A 16,641-nucleotide genomic window follows, 5' to 3' on the forward strand; every position below is an offset into this window, starting at 1 on the left:
GGTACAAAACGTCCATTGCCCCTGTCAAAACAGGTACAAAACGCTCAATTTCCCGCTATGTGATGGGAAACGCGATATCCGGATCCTCGCCATACTGCGCCTCTGATGCGACCTGCGCCTTGACCTCCGGGTGATGTTGCTTGCGCCTCGACATCCCCGATCTGTTTCGCGGTGTGGCTCCCATAGCGGCATGTCTGCCTTGCCCAACACCATGCCAGCGGTCTGTCACCTCGCCACCCGCCGACGGCTTCAGAACCCTGTTGGACGGGCCGCAGCCTCAACAGCAGCCCGGACCCAGAGCAGACACCGGATGAACACGTAGTCATGCCTTATTTCCCCACAAATACAGATACTTGCTGGCATGTTTTCTGACATCGACAGGGCGATCCACAACCAAATGCTGAAGATGTTGCGCGGCCAAGGCCCAATCCCCGTCGACTTTCGGCGAAGGTGGTGCGAGCATGAACTCACGTTCGTGCACTGAACGGCAAGGAGAGGTGGAATGAGTCAGATCTGGCAAATGACAGCGAGCGAAATCGCTTCGGCGGTGCGTCTGAAAAAGCTGTCCGCAACCGAAGTCACCACTGCGCATTTCGAACGCCTCGACGCAGTAAACCCGAAAATCAACGCAGTCGTGCAGGACTGCCGCCAAGACGCCCTGCAGGCCGCCCGACAGGTAGATGAAACGGTTGCCCGCGGCGAAGATCCGGGCGCTTTGTGCGGTGTCCCGGTCACGATCAAGGTCAATGTCGATCAGGAAGGATATGCGACCACGAACGGCCTGCGCCTCCTTGAAAATCAGGTGGCGCAACATGACAGCCCGGTTGTGTCGAACATTCGCAAGGCAGGCGGCGTGATTGTCGGGCGTACGAATACTCCGGCATTCTCCCTGCGATGGTTCACCAAGAACAGCCTGCACGGGCAAACGCTCAATCCACGCAACAAGGGCATAACGCCCGGAGGCTCTTCCGGTGGCGCGGCCGCAGCAGTCGCTTCAGGCATCTGCGCCGTGGCCCATGGCACGGATATCGCGGGCTCTATCCGCTTTCCTGCATATGCCTGTGGATTGCATGGGTTGCGGCCGTCTCTTGGTCGGGTTCCTGCCTATAATGCAAGCGCTGCAGAGCGATATATCGGCGCGCAGCTTATGGCGACATCCGGGCCGATTACGCGCAGCATCTCGGACATCGCCATTTCGCTGACGGCCATGGCGGCACCTGATCCGCGCGACCCATGGTACATGCCAGCGCCCCTTTCACAGCAGGAGTTCCCCAAACGGGCAGCATTGGTGGTGGCACCGGATGGCATGCCCGTGGCAGATGACGTTCGCGCGGCCCTGGCCGATGCTGCGGACAAACTCAGAGCAGCGGGTTGGAGCGTCGACGAGATTGACTGTCCGCCCATGCGGCCCGCCGCAGACATCAATGCATGTCTCTGGATGGCGGAAACACAGTTCGGCGCAAAAGATCTCATCCGGCAAGAGGCCGATCCGGACGCAGTGTTTGTGTTTGAGCAAATGATGAAAACTGTCGGCGACATCGGACTGGTTGACGTGATGACAGCTCTGCAAGCGCGCGCCGGACTGGTCAGGGAATGGGCAGTGTTCTTGAAGGACTGCCCGCTTGTCATCTGCCCGGTGTCCGGAGAACTACCCTTCGATCAACAGTTGGATGTGCAGTCAGAGGATGCTTTCGCAAAGGTGTTCGAAGCACAACTCACACAAAGGGCGCTGCCGGTGATCGGTGTCCCGTCCCTCTCGGTTGCGACGGGTCAAAGCCGGGGCAGGCCGGTCGGTGTGCAACTGATTGCGCCAAGCTACCGAGAAGACATTCTTCTGGCCGCGGGCTTCGATCTTGAAGCGGCGGGAGAGCCGATCCAAGTTGCCGAACCGAATTGGGATTAGATCGGAATGTTGGCTTCACCACCGGTGTCAGAGATACCTGCCCCGGAACCGCGGTCATCTGTGAAACGGCCCGAGCATCTATCCGAGCGACTGCGCAGGCACGGACCGGACCGCCACTTTCTCAGCGGCCGGAGATGAGAAGCGCGCCCTGACTGATCAAACGCTCGATCTCATCGGCACAATACCCGTTCTCGGCCAGCACCTCGGCCCCATGCTGACCCAATGTCGGGGCCGGGCGGGCAACACCACCCGGGGTCTCGCTGAACTTGACCGGCAGGCCGATGGCCTTGACCGGGCCCGCCACCGGGTGATCCGTTTCGACGATCATGTCGCGTGCAACCGCTTGTGGGTCGCGATGCATCTCGCAGATGTTCATCACCGGCCCGGCGGGCAGACCTGCGGCCTCCATGCGGGCAAGCCAGTCGTCCGTGTCGCGGGTTTGCAGATGGGTTTCCAGAAGCGGCACCAGATCAGACAGATTGGTTATCCGCTCCAGATTGGTTGCAAAGCGCGGGTCTTCGCCAAGTTCCGGCGCATCGATCACCTCAAGCAAACGCAGCCAGTTTCGCTGGTTGGCGGCACCTATATTGATCCAGCCGTCGCTGGTGCGGAAGGATTGATAAGGCGCATTCAGCGGGTGGGCAGAGCCCAGTGCCCCCGGAGCCTGACCCGTGGCAAAGGCGATGGCTGATTGCCAATACGTCAGAGAAATCCCTGCCTCGAACAGTGAGGTGTCCACCATCTGGCCCTCTCCGGTGGCCTGCGCACGGGAATAGGCCGCGACACAGCCCATCGTCGCCAGAAATCCGGCGGTGATATCGGCAATCGGCGCGCCGGGCTTGACGGGCGGGCGGCCCGGCCCTTCGCCGGTAATCGACATCAGGCCGGACATGCCCTGAGCAATCAGGTCAAAACCGCCGCGTTCTGCATAGGGGCCGGTGCGGCCAAATCCGGAAATCGCACAGTAGACCAGCTTGGGATTGCTCTGACGCAGGCTTTCATAGCCAAGACCGAGTTTCTCCATCGTGTCGTGGCGATAGTTCTCGATCACGACATCCGCGCTGTCGAGCATTTTGCGCAGCACCGCAATGGCATCCGGGTCCTTGAGGTTCAGCGCGATGCCCCGCTTGTTCCGGTTCATCATCAAATAGGCCGCGCTTTCGCCCTTGATATCGGGCGGCAAGAACCTTCGCGTGTCGTCGCCATCGGGCTTTTCCACCTTGATCACATCGGCCCCCATATCGGCCAGCATCATCCCGCAGACGGGACCGGCCATGATATGCGCCAGTTCAATCACCTTCATGCCCGCAAGGGGGCCCACGGAGCTCATGAGCCGCTCCATTCCGGTTTGGTCTTGGCGAGGAATGCCTCCAGCCCATGTTTGAAATCATTGCTCATATAGCACAGCGTGATCAGGTCGCTGTCCTCGACCGCAAGCGCCGCGCGATTGCGGCGCATCGCTTCCTTGGTGGCGCGCAATGTCAGAGGTGCCATCCCCGCTAGATGCTGAGCAAGCTCCTCGGCCCGTGCCATCAAGGTGGCTTCATCCGGCAGCACTTCGGAGACAAGGCCTGAGGCCAGCGCCTCTTCTGCGCCCATCAAACGCGCGGTGAAGATCATCTCGCGTACGCGGCCCGCCCCAAGCAGTTCACTCAGACGAGCCAGGTTGCCCGCATTCAGGCAGTTGCCCAGCGTGCGCGCAATGGGAAAGCCGAACTTCAACTGCGCGCTGGTGATCCGGATATCGCACGCCGCCGCGATCGACGCACCACCGCCCGTGCAGGCACCATGCACCGCAGCCACTGTCGGCACCGGGCATTGATCAACCGCCGAAAGTACCCGTGTGATCTCATCTTCATAGTCAAGGGCATCCTGCGCGGTTTCAAAGGCGCGGAACTGCGTCATGTCGGTCCCGGCTGCAAAAGCCTTTCCACCCGCACCGCATATGACCATGGCACGGATGGATCCATCCGTCGGCATGTCCGCGCACAGACGGGCCAGTTCCTCATACATTGCGAAGGTCAGCGCGTTGCGGGCCTCGGGCCGATTGAACGTGACCCAGAGAGTCGTCCCTTTCTTCAGCGTGGTGATTTCACTGGTCATGCCTGATGTCCTCCCTCAGACGCGGGGCCGTTCTCGTCCTCAAGGGCTTTGATATGGGCCAAATGCTTGTTCATCATGTGCAGTTTCATGATCCGGCCCAGCCCTTCGGCATCGCGCGCGCGCAGGTGTTTCATGATGATCTCATGCTCATCGATCGCCTGCGCCCAGCGCTCGTCAGACAGATTGGCCATGTAACGAGCCCGTCGGACGCGTGCGGCCAGAAGCTTGTGGTGACCTTCGAGGATCTCATTGCCCGCGCCGCGTATCAGGGCCTCGTGAATGTCCTGATTGGCCTGAAAATACGATTTTCGATCCCGCGACGCATAGGCCTTGAGCATTGCCTCATGGCGTTTCTCGATCCACGCGAGTTCCTTTGCGCCCAGATGCTGACATGCCAGTTCTCCGGCCAATTGTTCAAGCACCGCAATCACGGGGAATGTGTTTTCCAGCTCTTCGCGCGTGACTTGTGCAACCCGTGCGCCGCGATTGGCCTGCAGTACGACGAACCCTTCAGAGGCCAGCACCTTGAGCGCTTCGCGCAATGGCGTGCGTGAGACACCGAAGCTTTCGCAAAGCTCTTTTCCCTCGTGAACGTGGCGCTGGACATGTACGGCGGCGCAACCAAGTTTTCGCTGATCGCGATCCCGATGTTCGTGCTTGCCGGTGCGATCATGAACGCCGGAGGGATCACGGATCGTCTGATCAACTTCGTCACCGCATTGATTGGTTTCGTTCGGGGCGGATTGGCACATGTGAATATCGGTGTGTCGCTGTTCTTTGCCGAAATCTCCGGGTCTGCAGTTGCCGACGTTGCCGCCATGGGATCCGTCATGATCCCGCAAATGAAAAAGCGCGGCTATTCCGGTGCCTTTGCCGCGGCGGTCACATCGTCTTCGGCTTCGCTGGCGATCATCATCCCACCCTCTATCCCCATGATCCTCTATGCAACTTCGGCGAATGTCTCGGTCGAGCAGCTGTTTGTCGCCGGTGTGATCCCAGGCCTCATGGGGGCGGCTGGCCTGATGGGCGTGGCCTATTACTTTGCCGTGCGCTATGACCTGCCCCGCGAAGAGCGTTTCTCGGGTCGCCGCCTGTGGGAAGCATTCATTGATGCGCTGCCCACTTTTGCCCTGCCGGTCATCATTCTTGGCGGCATCTTCGGCGGCTATGTCACCGCAACCGAAGCTGCTGGGCTTGCCGTGCTGGCCGCGATCTTGATCAGCCTGTGGTACCGTCAAGTCGATCTCAAGCACCTTCAGCGTTCGATGCTGGATGGTGGCATGCAGACAGCGGTTGTGATGCTGCTGGTTGCGGCCTCGGTGGTCATGGGCGGGTTTCTGACACGCGCGCAATACCCCCAGGAATTGGCCTCGGCCATTCTCAGCCTCACGGATAACAAATGGCTTGTGCTGTTGATCCTGAACTTCTTCTTCCTGATCATCGGCTTCTTCCTGCACTCTGCGGCCGCAATCATCCTTGTGGTCCCCATTGTCATCCCGCTGATCGAGGCAGTCGACATCAACCCGATCCACTTTGGCCTCGTGGTCACTCTGAACCTGGCGATTGGTCAGCAGACACCGCCAGTCGCCAGTGTGCTGATCACCGCCTGTGCGGTGGCACGCGCGAATATCTGGGATGTGACCAAGGTGAATATCTACTTCATCGCAGTCCTTCTGACCGTGCTCTTGATGTGCACCTACATCCCGGCGATCCCCATGTTCCTGGTGGATTACTTCTATAACTGATGATCTGGCCACACAGCTGTGTGGCCAGGCCTCGACACTGAAAGATCGAAGATGGACCTCGAACTGGCCAATTTTCTGATTGCGAACGCGCTCGAGTATCGTCGTCGAAACAACCTCAAGCCGCTGACAATCGCGGTTATTGATGCAGGCGGACATCTCGTTGCCTTGCAGCGTGAAGACGGGACCAGCAATCTCAGGGCCGAGATCGCGCAGGGCAAAGCCAAAGGCGCTGTGGCGATGGGACTGGGATCGCGCGCGCTTTTCAACCGGGCACAGGAACAACCCTATTTCATAAGCGCGATGAACGCGCTGAATGGGGGTAGTCTCGTGCCCGTACCCGGCGGCGTTCTGATCAAGCGCGATGGCGTATTGATCGGCGCGATCGGTATAACCGGCGACAGTTCGGACAATGACGAAGCCTGCGCCCTGGCCGCCATCGAGAACGCGGGCCTGAGCGCAGAAGCAGGATAAGCCGAAAAGTTTCTGAGATCGCGGCACCTTCAATCCGGATCGCGGGTGTCTCCGGAACCAAGGTCCAACCTGTTCAGATCTTCAGTAAGTCCAACTCCGACATGCAAAAGTCGCGGTGGCCTGGTGGCCGGACGCGATTGCCCTTGCGGGCCGCCGCGCGCTATTCGAAGGTGGCAGGTGGCCCCGATAGCTGCGCGGGGCCATTTTTGGGACAGGCAGACAGGTGAAGGAGACCGTCAGATGGCAGGTCTGATGACATTCGAAGCGCTGAAATCAGCGGTGACGGTGGGTGACATAGATACGGTTCTGGTCTGCATCGTGGATATGCAAGGTCGTTTGCAGGGCAAGCGTTTCGTGGCACAGCATTTCGTGGACAGCGCATGGGAAGAAACCCATTGCTGCAATTACCTGTTGGCGACGGATATCGCGATGGCCACACCTGATGGCTATGCCGCCACAAGCTGGCAGGCCGGCTATGGCGATTACATGATGAAACCGGATCTCGGGACGATCCGCCCGATGCCCTGGCTGGAAGGGACGGTCATGGTGATGTGCGACGTGATGGATCATCACGGCCACCATGAGATTGCCCATTCACCCCGGGCGATGTTGAAGAAACAAATCCGCCGGATCGAGGCCCTTGGCATGACGCCGATCATGGCGACTGAATTGGAGTTTTTCCTGTTCGCGCGCTCTTTCAGCGAGATTTTCGCCTCGGGCTTCCGCGATCTGCAGCCAATCAGCGACTACAACGAGGATTACAGCATCCTGCAGACCACCCGCGAAGAACATGTGATGCGCCCGCTGCGCAATCACCTTTACGCCGCAGGTATCCCGGTCGAAAACTCCAAAGGCGAGGCCGAAGCGGGTCAGGAGGAGCTCAACATCCGCTACGCGCCAGCGCTGGACACCGCCGACCATCACACCATTGCCAAACATGCCACCAAGGAAATCGCCAATCAGCAGGGCCATGCCGCAAGCTTCCTGCCCAAATGGCATCACGACCGCGTCGGCAGCTCATCCCATGTGCACCAATCGCTGTGGAAGGGCGGGGAAAACGCCTTTTTCGACCCTGATGCAGAATTCGGCATGTCCGAACTGATGCGCAGTTACATGGCCGGGTTGATCCATTACGCCCCGGACATGACCGTGTTCATGGCCCCCTATATCAACAGCTACAAACGCTTCGCCAAGGCGACCTTCGCGCCAACCAAGACAGTCTGGTCCGTCGACAACCGCACCGCCGGTTTCCGCCTCTGCGGAGAAGGCAGCAAGGCGATACGCGTCGAATGCCGGATACCGGGCGCGGACATGAACCCCTATGTGGCGATGGCGGCGATGCTGGCGGCAGGTCTGGCCGGCATCGAGGAAGGGCTCGAGCTACAGCGCCCCACCACGGGAGACATTTATGAGGCGGCGCAAGGCGGTGAGATCCCCAAGACCCTGCGCGATGCCGTAGACACGCTGCGCCACTCCCGGATGCTGCGAAAAGCCATGGGCGACGATGTGATCGACCACTACACCCGCGCGGCCTTATGGGAGATCGAGGAATTCGACCGCGTGGTCACCGACTATGAAATTGCCCGTGGCTTTGAGCGAGCCTGACCGAGAATGCCCGGGACCATCACGTGCATCGTGCCTGTATACGTATCGCTGGCAGCTGGACAGGCGACGGTTCAGGCGTCGGCCATCGCCTTTTCCGGTCTGCACTGGATCGAGCAAGCCAAAGGTCTCTCGGTCCTCGTCCGACACGGTCTGACCCGACCAAAACCTTACCATCCGAGGAAACAGCAATGACATTGCGCGCCAATTGGTCCTATCCCACCGCCATCCGCTTTGGGGCGGGCAGAATTTCCGAACTGGCAGAAGCCTGCGCGGCAGCGAGCATTCGCAAACCCCTGCTTGTGACCGACAAAGGGCTGGCCAACCTGCCGATCACCTCCGCCACGCTGGATCTGATGGCGGCCGAAGGCCTGGGCCGTGCCATCTTAGCCGAGGTTGACCCCAACCCTACGGAGATCAACCTGGCGGCAGGGCTCGCGGCCTATCATGCGGGCGGCCATGACGGCGTGGTGGCCTTTGGTGGCGGCTCGGGCCTTGATCTTGGCAAAGCCGTGGCCTTCATGGCGGGACAGACTCGGCCCGTTTGGGACTATGAGGATATTGGCGACTGGTGGACCCGCGCTGACGCTTCGGCCATTGCGCCCATCGTGGCCGTGCCCACGACAGCGGGAACCGGATCCGAGGTAGGCCGTGCCTCGGTGCTGACCAATTCAGTGACGCATGAGAAGAAAATCATCTTCCATCCGAAAATCCTGCCCTCGGTCGTGATCTGCGATCCCGAACTGACCGTCGGCATGCCCAAGGCGATCACCGCAGGAACCGGGATGGATGCGTTTGCCCATTGCCTTGAAGCCTATTGCTCACCGCATTTCCACCCGATGAGCCATGGCATCGCGCTCGAAGGGATGCGGTTGGTCAAGGAATATCTGCCCCGCGCCTATGCAGATGGCAGCGATATCCAAGCGCGCGGTCAGATGATGGCGGCTGCGGCGATGGGGGCTGTCGCCTTCCAGAAGGGTCTGGGTGCGATCCATGCGCTCAGCCATCCGATCGGAGCCGTGCACAACACACACCACGGCACGACAAATGCGGTGGTCATGCAGCCCGTGCTGCGCTTCAACCGCCCGGCCATCGAAGCGCGGATCGATCAGGCCGCTGCATATCTGGGGATTTCGGGCGGATTCGACGGTTTTTACAACGTCGTGGGTGCTCTGAATTCCGAGCTTGGCATCCCTGCCAATCTGACTGCCCTGGGGGTCTTGAACCCGGATCTGGACGCTCTGACCGCCTCCGCCTTGAAAGACCCCAGCACCGGCGGCAACCCGGTCGAAATGACAGCGCAGAACACACGCGCGCTGCTCGAGGGCTGTTTTTAGACTCCATGGGAAAGGGGCGAATCCCCCCGCCCCACCCGGACATGACTGACGCCAAGCCAGGTGCGCAGTCACAAGGGGGCTTTGCCTGCGACATGTCCGGGGTTGCCTCTTGTCGTCGCGCCTTCGCAAAGGGCAAACATCGAAAGTTATGCTGAAAAAAGAGACAGTCGCTGAATCCTCGTGCATTCTTTGCGTAAAGAGTGGAAATTGCCCAAGTAAAATTTACCGTACAGTCAAATATCGAGGAGTCGGGGAATGCTGGATCTACTTGTCAGGCAAGCGCGCCTGCCCGATGGGCGCGGTCCTGTAGATATCGGCGTGTCGGGGGACAAGATCGTCGTCATCGCGCCCCATATCGACACTCAGGCCCAAGAGGAAATCGACGCCGCTGGCCGGCTGGTCTCGCCCCCGTTCACGGATCCGCATTTCCACATGGATGCAACCCTGAGCCTTGGGCTTCCACGGCTCAATGTCTCGGGCACACTTCTGGAGGGTATCGCGCTCTGGGGCGAACTCAAGCCCCTGCTGACGCCCGAAGCCGTCATGGAACGCGCGCTGCGATATTGCGATCTTGCAGTCTCGCAAGGGCTCTTATCAATCCGGAGCCATGTCGATGTTTGCGATGACAGCCTGACTGCTGTCGAAGCCCTGATCGAGGTGCGCAAACAGGTGGCACCCTATATCGATCTGCAGCTTGTGGCCTTCCCGCAGGACGGGCTTTACCGTTCGGCCACAGCAGAAGCCAACCTGTTGCGCGCACTTGATATGGGGGTCGACGTGGTTGGCGGCATCCCTCATTTCGAACGCACAATGGCCGATGGTGCCCGCTCGGTGACGCGGCTGTGCGAGATCGCCGCCGAACGTGGCTTGATGCTGGACCTGCATTGTGACGAAAGCGATGATCCGATGTCTCGCCATGTTGAAACCCTGGCCTATGAGGCCACCCGGCTGGGTCTGGGCAATCGTGTAGTGGCCAGCCATGTCACCGCGATGCATTCCTATGACAACTACTATGCCACCAAGCTGATCCCGTTGATCGCCGAAAGCGGAATGCACGTGGTGCCCAACCCGCTGATCAACATCACCCTGCAAGGCCGCTCTGACACCTACCCGCGCCGGCGCGGGCTGACCCGGGTGCCCGAACTGCGCGCGGCTGGCGTCAACGTGGCCTTCGGTCAGGATTGTACGATGGACCCGTGGTATTCGCTGGGCTCGGCTGACATGCTTGAGGTCGCCCATATGGGCGTGCACGCCGTTCCGATGACATCGCGCGAGGCCATGAGCTGGGCTTTCCAGTCGGTCACCCAGAACGGAGCCATGGCCATGGGCCTGCCCGATCCGACGATCCGCGAAGGCGGACCCGCCAGCATGGTTGTGCTGCAGGCCCGCGACCCGATCGAGGCTGTACGCATGAAAGCCACCCGTCTGGCCGTGATCAAACACGGCAAGGTTCTTGCCCGGACAAGCCCGCGCCTTGCCGCGCTGGCCCTGCCCGGCCGTCCCGAAACCCTCGACCCGGCCGATTATGCCCCCGTGGCCGAGGACTAACCCGCCTGACATGACTGCCACCAAAAAGGAAAACCTCATGAAACTGACCACTACCCGCCGCCAGCTGATGATCGGCGCTGCCGCCACACTGGCCCTGCCCGCCTATATTCGCCGCGCCAATGCCCAGAGCGTTGTGCGCGTTGCAGGCGTTCACATGTCGCCCGTCGAAAACGCCTGGAACAGCCGCATTCACCTGGCGTTTCAACAGGCTGCCGCTTCAGGCCTGATCGAATATGATTTCTCAGAAGGCGTCGCACCAACCGATTACCCCCGCGCGATGCGCGAATATGCCGAAGGCGGTGCGCAGCTGGTTTGGGGTGAATCCTATGCCGTCGAGCGCGAAGCACGCGAAGTGGCGGGCGATTACCCCAACACGGCCTTCCTGATGGGATCTTCCGGTGGACCGGAAGGTGCAAACTTCGGTGTCTTCGGAACCCGCAACCACGAAGCAGCCTATCTTGCCGGCATGCTTGCTGGCCGGATGTCCCAAACCAACGTCTTTGGCTCGGTCGGCGGATATCCGATCCCCGAAGTGAACCTGCTGATCAATGCCTTCCGCATGGGTGTAAGCGAAGTGAACCCCGATGCCACCTTCGTCAACGGTTTCATCGGCGCATGGTTTGACCCCGCGCGCGCGAAAGAGGCCGCAATGGCGCAAATCGATGCCGGGGCGGATATCCTTTTCGGCGAACGGATCGGCACGGCGGATGCTGCTCAGGAACGCGGCGTCAAGGCCATCGGCTCGCTGATCGATTACACGCCGCGCTATCCCGGAACCGTATTTGCCAATGCGATCTGGAACTATGGCCCGACCATCGAAGCGATCGTAGCCGATGTGCAGGCGGGCAACCCGGTCGGACGCGACTATACCGAATATTCGTTCATGTCCTACGGCGGCAACGAGCTGATCTATGTGGCTGACGAAGTCCCTGCAGACGCGATCCCGGCAATGGAAGCCAAGCAGGCGGCAATTCAGTCCGGCACATGGAACGTTCCCATCGACAACAATGAACCTGCCTGAACGCGCAGACTGTGAGTGACGCCACGGCCCTTGCAGCCGCCATTGCCGAGGGGCGTACATCCGCCCGTGCGGTGATGGAGGCAAGTCTTGCCGCCTGTGACTCGCAGGCGGCGCTGGGGGCCGTGGTGTATCGCAATGACTTGATGGCCCGCGCCGATGCCGACGCCGCTGACAAGCGGCCCGGCGAGGGGCGCGGACCATTCCACGGCGTTCCGTTTCTGGCAAAAGATCTGGGCTCCAGGGCCCGGGGGCTGGCCGCCAGCGCCGGTGCCGCCGCGTTTCGCAACATCGCTGCATCGCAAGACGCGGATGAGGATCTGTTCCGGGCCTTCCGCAGAGCCGGTCTCATCCCGTTTGGCCTGAGCGCAACGCCCCCCTTCGGCCTTGCGCTCAGCAGCGAACCCGAAGCCCTGCCACCTGCCCGCAACCCCTGGAACGCCGCACTTACGCCCGGCGGCTCCTCCGGCGGTGCTGCGGCGGCGGTTGCCGCAGGTATCGTCGCAATTGCCCATGCCACCGATGCTGCGGGATCGATCCGAGTGCCCGCCGCCTGTTGCGGGCTGGTTGGGCTCAAGCCCTCACGCGGCGCGGTTCCCGGTGGTCCGACCTTTGCAAATCACCTGATGGGGATTGCATCCGAACTGGTTTTGGCGCGTTCGGTCCGGGATGTGCAGGCGGTCTTCAAGGCTCTACACCTGCAAACAGCCCCCGGTTCCCGGACTGACAGCACCCGCATTGCGCTGGCCCTGCCCGAGCGCTGTGACGCCGACCAGACCGGGGCTGCGCAAGCTGCCGCGAGGGCTCTGACGGATGCGGGCTTCCTCGTTCAGGAGATCGCCGCTCCCGACCGATTGGGGGGCGAGGCCCATGCACTGGCCCGCTTGATCCTGTCGGTGTCTCTGGCCGAATGGCTGGACGCCCTCGATATCGCGGACCATGAAGTGCCCCCCCTTGCCGCAGCACTTGCCGCTGAGGGGCGCGCTCTACCCGCCACCGATCTCTTCGCCGCGACCCGCCGTCTGGCGCGCCTGTCAGACGAGGCCCGCGCGCTGTTTGAAGGGGCAGATGCGATACTCAGCCCGGTTCTCGCATCCTCCCCGCCGCCCATCGGGGCCTTTGATCTAGGCCGAACCGATGTGGATGCCCATTTCGCTCAAATGGAGGCCTTTGCGCCGAATGCGGCCCTTGCCAATATCGCCGGCCTGCCGGCCCTGGCCCTGCCCTTCGGCATGGCAAACGGCCTGCCGCTGGGTGTGCAACTGCTCGGCCCGCCCGGATCCGATCTTGCCCTATGCCACCTCGCCGGCGCGATCGAATCCCGCGCGCCCGCCCTGACCTATCCCAATCCGATCGCAGGTATGCCCATATGACCCCGGTTCTGGAGCTTGACGGCATCACCAAGCGTTTTGGATCGCTGATCGCCAATGACAATGTGACCCTCTCTTTGGGTCAGGGCGAGGTTCTGGCGCTGCTGGGCGAGAATGGTGCGGGCAAGACAACATTGATGAACATCCTCTTTGGACATTATGCGGCGGATGAAGGCTCCGTGCGGGTATTCGGACAGGAACTGCCATCGGGCAAACCCCGCGCCGCCATCGAGGCCGGTGTCGGCATGGTGCATCAGCATTTCACCTTGGCGGGCAATCTGACGGTGCTGGACAATGTCATGCTTGGCTCGGAATCCCTGTTGCGGGCAAGATCGGCACGCTCTGGGGCACGCAAAAAGCTCATGGAGATATCCGAACGTTTCGGCCTGCCCGTCAAACCGGATGAGAAAGTCAGCCGCCTGTCTGTCGGTGAACGCCAGCGGGTCGAGATTCTCAAGGCACTCTATCGCGACGCCCGCGTGCTGATCCTGGACGAGCCCACAGCGGTGCTGGCCCGGCCAGAAGCACAGCGCCTGTTTGAAACGCTGCGCGAGATGACGAAAGAAGGGCTGTCGCTGATTTTCATCAGCCACAAACTACATGAGGTCATGGGTGCGTCAGACCGGGTCGCGGTTCTCAGGGGGGGCCAGATGGTGGCCGAGCGCAAAACGCATGAGACCAGCCCCGAGGAACTTGCCGAACTGATGGTCGGTCGCAAGGTCGAACGCCCGGTGCGTCAGGACCACAAGATTGGTGCGCCGGTCCTGATTGCCGACAGGGTGCGGGTCGAAACGGACGGGGAAACGCAGCTGAACGATGTGTCCTTCAGCATCCATGAAGGCGAGATATTGGGCATCGTCGGTGTCTCGGGTAATGGACAGGCAGCCCTTGGCGCGCTTTTATCCGGGCTGACGCACCCGGTCTCCGGTACCCTTACGCTGGCGGGCGAGGATGTGGGAGCACTGGGACCGCGCGGCATGATCCGGGCCGGTGCGGGGCGGATACCGGAGGATCGCCATGCCGAAGGCGCGGTGGGCGAGCTTGCGGTCTGGGAAAACGCGGTGCTGGAGCGGCTGCGCAGCCCTGAGTTTTCCCGGCGCGGTTTCGTCCGACAAGGGGCCTGCAAGGCCTTCGCCGCCGGTCTCATCAAACGCTTTGACATCCGCGGAGCGACCCCCGACACGCGTACCCGGCTTTTGTCCGGCGGCAACATGCAAAAGCTGATCCTCGGTCGCTCCCTGTCGATCGGGCCGCGCTTTGTACTGGCCAACCAGCCGACACGCGGTCTGGATGAAGGTGCCATCGCTGCGGTGCATTCCGAACTGCTGGCCGCGCGCTCTCAAGGGGCCGCGATCCTGCTGATTTCCGAAGAACTCGAAGAAGCCGTGGCGCTCTCGGATCGCATTCAGGCCATCGTCAAGGGCCAGCTGTCGCGCCCCGTGCGCGCCGAAGACGCCGATGCCCAGAGCCTTGGCCTGATGATGGCCGGTGTTTGGAAGGATGATATCCATGCGGCTTGAACGTCGTCCCAATGTGCCGGTGCATCTTGCCATAGCCGCCCCACTTGCAGCGGTGGCGGTGGCTCTGATCCTTGCCGGAGGGCTGATCGCAGCGGCCGGGGTCAACCCGCTGACCGCCTATGTTGAAATGCTGCGTGGTGCGCTGGGATCGCGCCTGTCGATCACCGAGATGCTGACCCGCGCCACACCGCTGATCCTGACTGGTCTGGCCGCCGCTGTCGCCTTTCGCGCCCGCCTCTGGAACATCGGCGGCGAGGGTCAGTTCTTTATCGGTGCCCTTGTCACAGCATGGATCGGGCATTCGCTTGGCCTGCCGGGGCTGTTGGGTATCCCGGTCCTGCTGGTGGTTGGCATGCTGGCTGGAGCCGCGCTGCTTGTAGGTCCGGCCTATCTGCGGCTGCGCTTTGGCGTGGACGAGGTTGTGACCACGCTTTTGCTGAACTTCATCGTCATTCTGTTCGTCGGCCTGATGATCGAGGGCCCCCTGCGCGATCCGCTGGCCTTTGGCTGGCCCTCTTCGGTTCCCGTGGACAGTGATTTCAGGCTGCCCGACCTGATCAGGGGCACGCGGCTGCATGTGGGCTTGCTTCTTGCGATTGCTGCGGCCGGGATTGTCTGGCTGATCCTTGCGCGCACGGTATTCGGTGCGGAAACCCGAGCCGCTGGCCTGAATGCAACGGCGGCGGCTTTTGCCGGCGTCTCGCTGCCCAGAACCCTGATGGGCGTGGCGCTGCTTTCGGGCGCGCTCGCCGGGCTGGCAGGATCGGTCGAGGTTCTGGGTGTCACGGCCGGTGTGACCACCACCATGTCTCCGGGCTTTGGCTATGCAGGGATCGTTGTTGCGATGCTGGCCGCACTGCATCCCGCCGGCGTGATCGCAGCGGCCGTGTTCGTGGCCACCGTCTTTGTCGGCGCGGACGCCATGAGCCGCGCCACGGGTGTGCCCAGCTTCATCGCGGACGTGATCGTGGCCCTGTGCCTCTTGACGATGCTCGTGGCGCTCTTGTTCACAACTTACCGGGTGCGCAGATGACCGACGTTCTGGACCTTTTGCTGAATACAAGTCTTTGGGCAGCCGTGCTACGCATCGCCACGCCGCTTATCTTCGGTGTTCTGGGTGCGTTGCTGTGCGAACGCGCCGGTGTTCTGAACCTCGGGATCGAGGGGATCATGACCATGGGTGCCATGACCGGCTGGCTGACCGTCTACCTCGGAGGTGACCTGTGGACCGGGTTGATGGTCGCGGCCATATCCGGAGCGCTGATGGGGCTGTTGCATGCCATCCTGACCGTACCTTTGGGCCTGTCGCAGCATGTCTCGGGGTTGGGCATCACGCTGTTTGCCGCGTCCCTGTCCTATTATCTCTATCGCCTGATCGTCGAGGTTGGCAGCCTGCCGCCGACGATCGAACCGTTCCGCCCTCTCGATATCCCCATTCTGACGGATATCCCCGTTCTGGGGCCGATCCTGTTTTCCCAGACAATGCCCACCTATCTTGCGCTGCTGTCCGTTGCGGTGATGGCCTATGTGCTGGCGCGCACGCCGCTGGGTCTGGCCATTCGCATGACCGGTGAGAACCCGCATGCCGTCGAGGCTCAGGGTTTGAACCCGATCCGCATTCGCATCGGCGCAGTCATGGCGGGATCGGCGCTCATGGCAATCGGCGGCGCATTCCTGACAACGGCTGCCTTCAACAGCTTTTTCCCCGAGATGGTCCAGGGGCGTGGCTGGATCTGCATTGCGCTGGTCGTCTTTGCATCCTGGCGCCCCGGAAAAGCCCTGATCGGTGCCTTGCTTTTTGCCTTTTTCGACGCGTTCCAGTTGCGCCTGCAAACCTCGATCGAAGGTGTACCCTACCAACTGTTCCTGATGGCACCCTATGTGCTCTCGATTGCAGCGTTGATCCTTGTGGCGCGTCGCGCCGAAGTCCCCGAGGCACTGATGGCACCCTACCGCCGCGGCGAACGCTGAACGCAACTGTGTTCCTGCTGCAGCGCTTACGCCTGAGGGCGGCCCCTACGTAT

General features: G+C 61.5%; 13 protein-coding genes and 1 pseudogene. 11 read left to right on the top strand and 3 right to left on the bottom strand.

Features of this window, described 5'->3' with window-relative positions; translation table 11 throughout:
* The first annotated feature begins 502 nt into the window (after positions 1–502).
* Complete coding sequence (locus tag WAO69_RS05305; protein ID WP_422177013.1) at positions 503–1,903, top strand: amidase family protein; 1,401 nt, start codon at positions 503–505, stop codon at positions 1,901–1,903.
* A 121-nt stretch (positions 1,904–2,024) separates the two neighbouring features.
* On the opposite strand, the gene WAO69_RS05310 is transcribed toward WAO69_RS05305, so the two are convergent.
* Genes WAO69_RS05310 through WAO69_RS05320 form a run of 3 tightly spaced genes read right to left on the bottom strand, consistent with a single transcriptional unit; the run spans position 2,025 to position 4,701 of the window.
* Positions 2,025–3,233 carry a CaiB/BaiF CoA transferase family protein gene (locus tag WAO69_RS05310; RefSeq protein ID WP_422177014.1) on the bottom strand — a complete coding sequence of 403 codons (1,209 nt, stop codon included), beginning with the start codon at positions 3,231–3,233 and terminating at the stop codon, positions 2,025–2,027.
* Positions 3,230–4,006 carry an enoyl-CoA hydratase/isomerase family protein gene (locus WAO69_RS05315; protein ID WP_422177015.1) on the bottom strand — a complete coding sequence of 259 codons (777 nt, stop codon included), beginning with the start codon at positions 4,004–4,006 and terminating at the stop codon, positions 3,230–3,232. The genes WAO69_RS05310 and WAO69_RS05315 overlap by 4 nt, the downstream gene beginning before the upstream one ends.
* A complete protein-coding gene (locus tag WAO69_RS05320; RefSeq protein WP_422177082.1) occupies positions 4,003–4,701 on the bottom strand; it encodes a GntR family transcriptional regulator in 699 nt (232 codons plus the stop codon). Before WAO69_RS05320 ends, WAO69_RS05315 begins: the two co-directional genes overlap by 4 nt.
* Here WAO69_RS05320 and WAO69_RS05325 point away from each other — a divergent pair.
* From WAO69_RS05325 to WAO69_RS05370, 10 genes and pseudogenes are all read left to right on the top strand, one after another.
* Positions 4,588–5,751: pseudogene (locus tag WAO69_RS05325) on the top strand (TRAP transporter large permease); the annotation flags it as partial. The gene WAO69_RS05320 and the pseudogene WAO69_RS05325 overlap by 114 nt on opposite strands.
* 51 nt (positions 5,752–5,802) lie before the next feature.
* The gene (locus tag WAO69_RS05330; protein WP_422177016.1) at positions 5,803–6,222 is read left to right on the top strand and encodes a GlcG/HbpS family heme-binding protein; all 420 of its coding nucleotides are present in this window, start codon (positions 5,803–5,805) and stop codon (positions 6,220–6,222) included.
* A gap of 240 nt (positions 6,223–6,462) precedes the next feature.
* Positions 6,463–7,827 carry a glutamine synthetase family protein gene (locus WAO69_RS05335; protein WP_422177017.1) on the top strand — a complete coding sequence of 455 codons (1,365 nt, stop codon included), beginning with the start codon at positions 6,463–6,465 and terminating at the stop codon, positions 7,825–7,827.
* 188 nt (positions 7,828–8,015) lie between these two features.
* Positions 8,016–9,161: an iron-containing alcohol dehydrogenase gene (locus WAO69_RS05340; protein ID WP_422177018.1), complete on the top strand. Its 1,146-nt coding sequence runs from the start codon at positions 8,016–8,018 to the stop codon at positions 9,159–9,161.
* Between the two features lie 255 nt (positions 9,162–9,416).
* A complete protein-coding gene (locus tag WAO69_RS05345; RefSeq protein WP_422177019.1) occupies positions 9,417–10,709 on the top strand; it encodes an amidohydrolase family protein in 1,293 nt (430 codons plus the stop codon).
* A 37-nt stretch (positions 10,710–10,746) separates the two neighbouring features.
* The gene (locus WAO69_RS05350) at positions 10,747–11,730 is read left to right on the top strand and encodes a BMP family protein (RefSeq protein ID WP_422177020.1); all 984 of its coding nucleotides are present in this window, start codon (positions 10,747–10,749) and stop codon (positions 11,728–11,730) included.
* An 11-nt stretch (positions 11,731–11,741) separates the two neighbouring features.
* Positions 11,742–13,100, top strand: coding sequence for an amidase (locus WAO69_RS05355; protein WP_422177021.1), 1,359 nt, complete (start codon positions 11,742–11,744; stop codon positions 13,098–13,100).
* Positions 13,097–14,617, top strand: coding sequence for an ABC transporter ATP-binding protein (locus WAO69_RS05360; protein ID WP_422177022.1), 1,521 nt, complete (start codon positions 13,097–13,099; stop codon positions 14,615–14,617). Before WAO69_RS05355 ends, WAO69_RS05360 begins: the two co-directional genes overlap by 4 nt.
* The gene (locus WAO69_RS05365; protein WP_422177023.1) at positions 14,607–15,650 is read left to right on the top strand and encodes an ABC transporter permease; all 1,044 of its coding nucleotides are present in this window, start codon (positions 14,607–14,609) and stop codon (positions 15,648–15,650) included. The genes WAO69_RS05360 and WAO69_RS05365 overlap by 11 nt, the downstream gene beginning before the upstream one ends.
* Positions 15,647–16,588 (top strand): ABC transporter permease, encoded by a 942-nt coding sequence (locus tag WAO69_RS05370; RefSeq protein ID WP_422177024.1) that lies wholly within the window; start codon positions 15,647–15,649, stop codon positions 16,586–16,588. Before WAO69_RS05365 ends, WAO69_RS05370 begins: the two co-directional genes overlap by 4 nt.
* Positions 16,589–16,641 lie beyond the last annotated feature (53 nt).

The organism is Aestuariivita sp., assembly GCF_049276915.1.
Taxonomy (GTDB): domain Bacteria; phylum Pseudomonadota; class Alphaproteobacteria; order Rhodobacterales; family Rhodobacteraceae; genus Aestuariivita.

Bases quoted from the DNA above. Each gene is read 5' to 3' on its own strand.
- WAO69_RS05350 (WP_422177020.1), top strand. From the start codon at position 10,747: ATGAAACTGACCACTACCCGCCGCCAGCTGATGATCGGCGCTGCCGCC.
- WAO69_RS05370 (WP_422177024.1), top strand. From the start codon at position 15,647: ATGACCGACGTTCTGGACCTTTTGCTGAATACAAGTCTTTGGGCAGCC.
- WAO69_RS05335 (WP_422177017.1), top strand. From the start codon at position 6,463: ATGGCAGGTCTGATGACATTCGAAGCGCTGAAATCAGCGGTGACGGTG.
- WAO69_RS05340 (WP_422177018.1), top strand. From the start codon at position 8,016: ATGACATTGCGCGCCAATTGGTCCTATCCCACCGCCATCCGCTTTGGG.
- WAO69_RS05330 (WP_422177016.1), top strand. From the start codon at position 5,803: ATGGACCTCGAACTGGCCAATTTTCTGATTGCGAACGCGCTCGAGTAT.
- WAO69_RS05305 (WP_422177013.1), top strand. From the start codon at position 503: ATGAGTCAGATCTGGCAAATGACAGCGAGCGAAATCGCTTCGGCGGTG.
- WAO69_RS05360 (WP_422177022.1), top strand. From the start codon at position 13,097: ATGACCCCGGTTCTGGAGCTTGACGGCATCACCAAGCGTTTTGGATCG.
- WAO69_RS05345 (WP_422177019.1), top strand. From the start codon at position 9,417: ATGCTGGATCTACTTGTCAGGCAAGCGCGCCTGCCCGATGGGCGCGGT.
- WAO69_RS05315 (WP_422177015.1), bottom strand. From the start codon at position 4,006: ATGACCAGTGAAATCACCACGCTGAAGAAAGGGACGACTCTCTGGGTC.
- WAO69_RS05310 (WP_422177014.1), bottom strand. From the start codon at position 3,233: ATGAGCTCCGTGGGCCCCCTTGCGGGCATGAAGGTGATTGAACTGGCG.
- WAO69_RS05365 (WP_422177023.1), top strand. From the start codon at position 14,607: ATGCGGCTTGAACGTCGTCCCAATGTGCCGGTGCATCTTGCCATAGCC.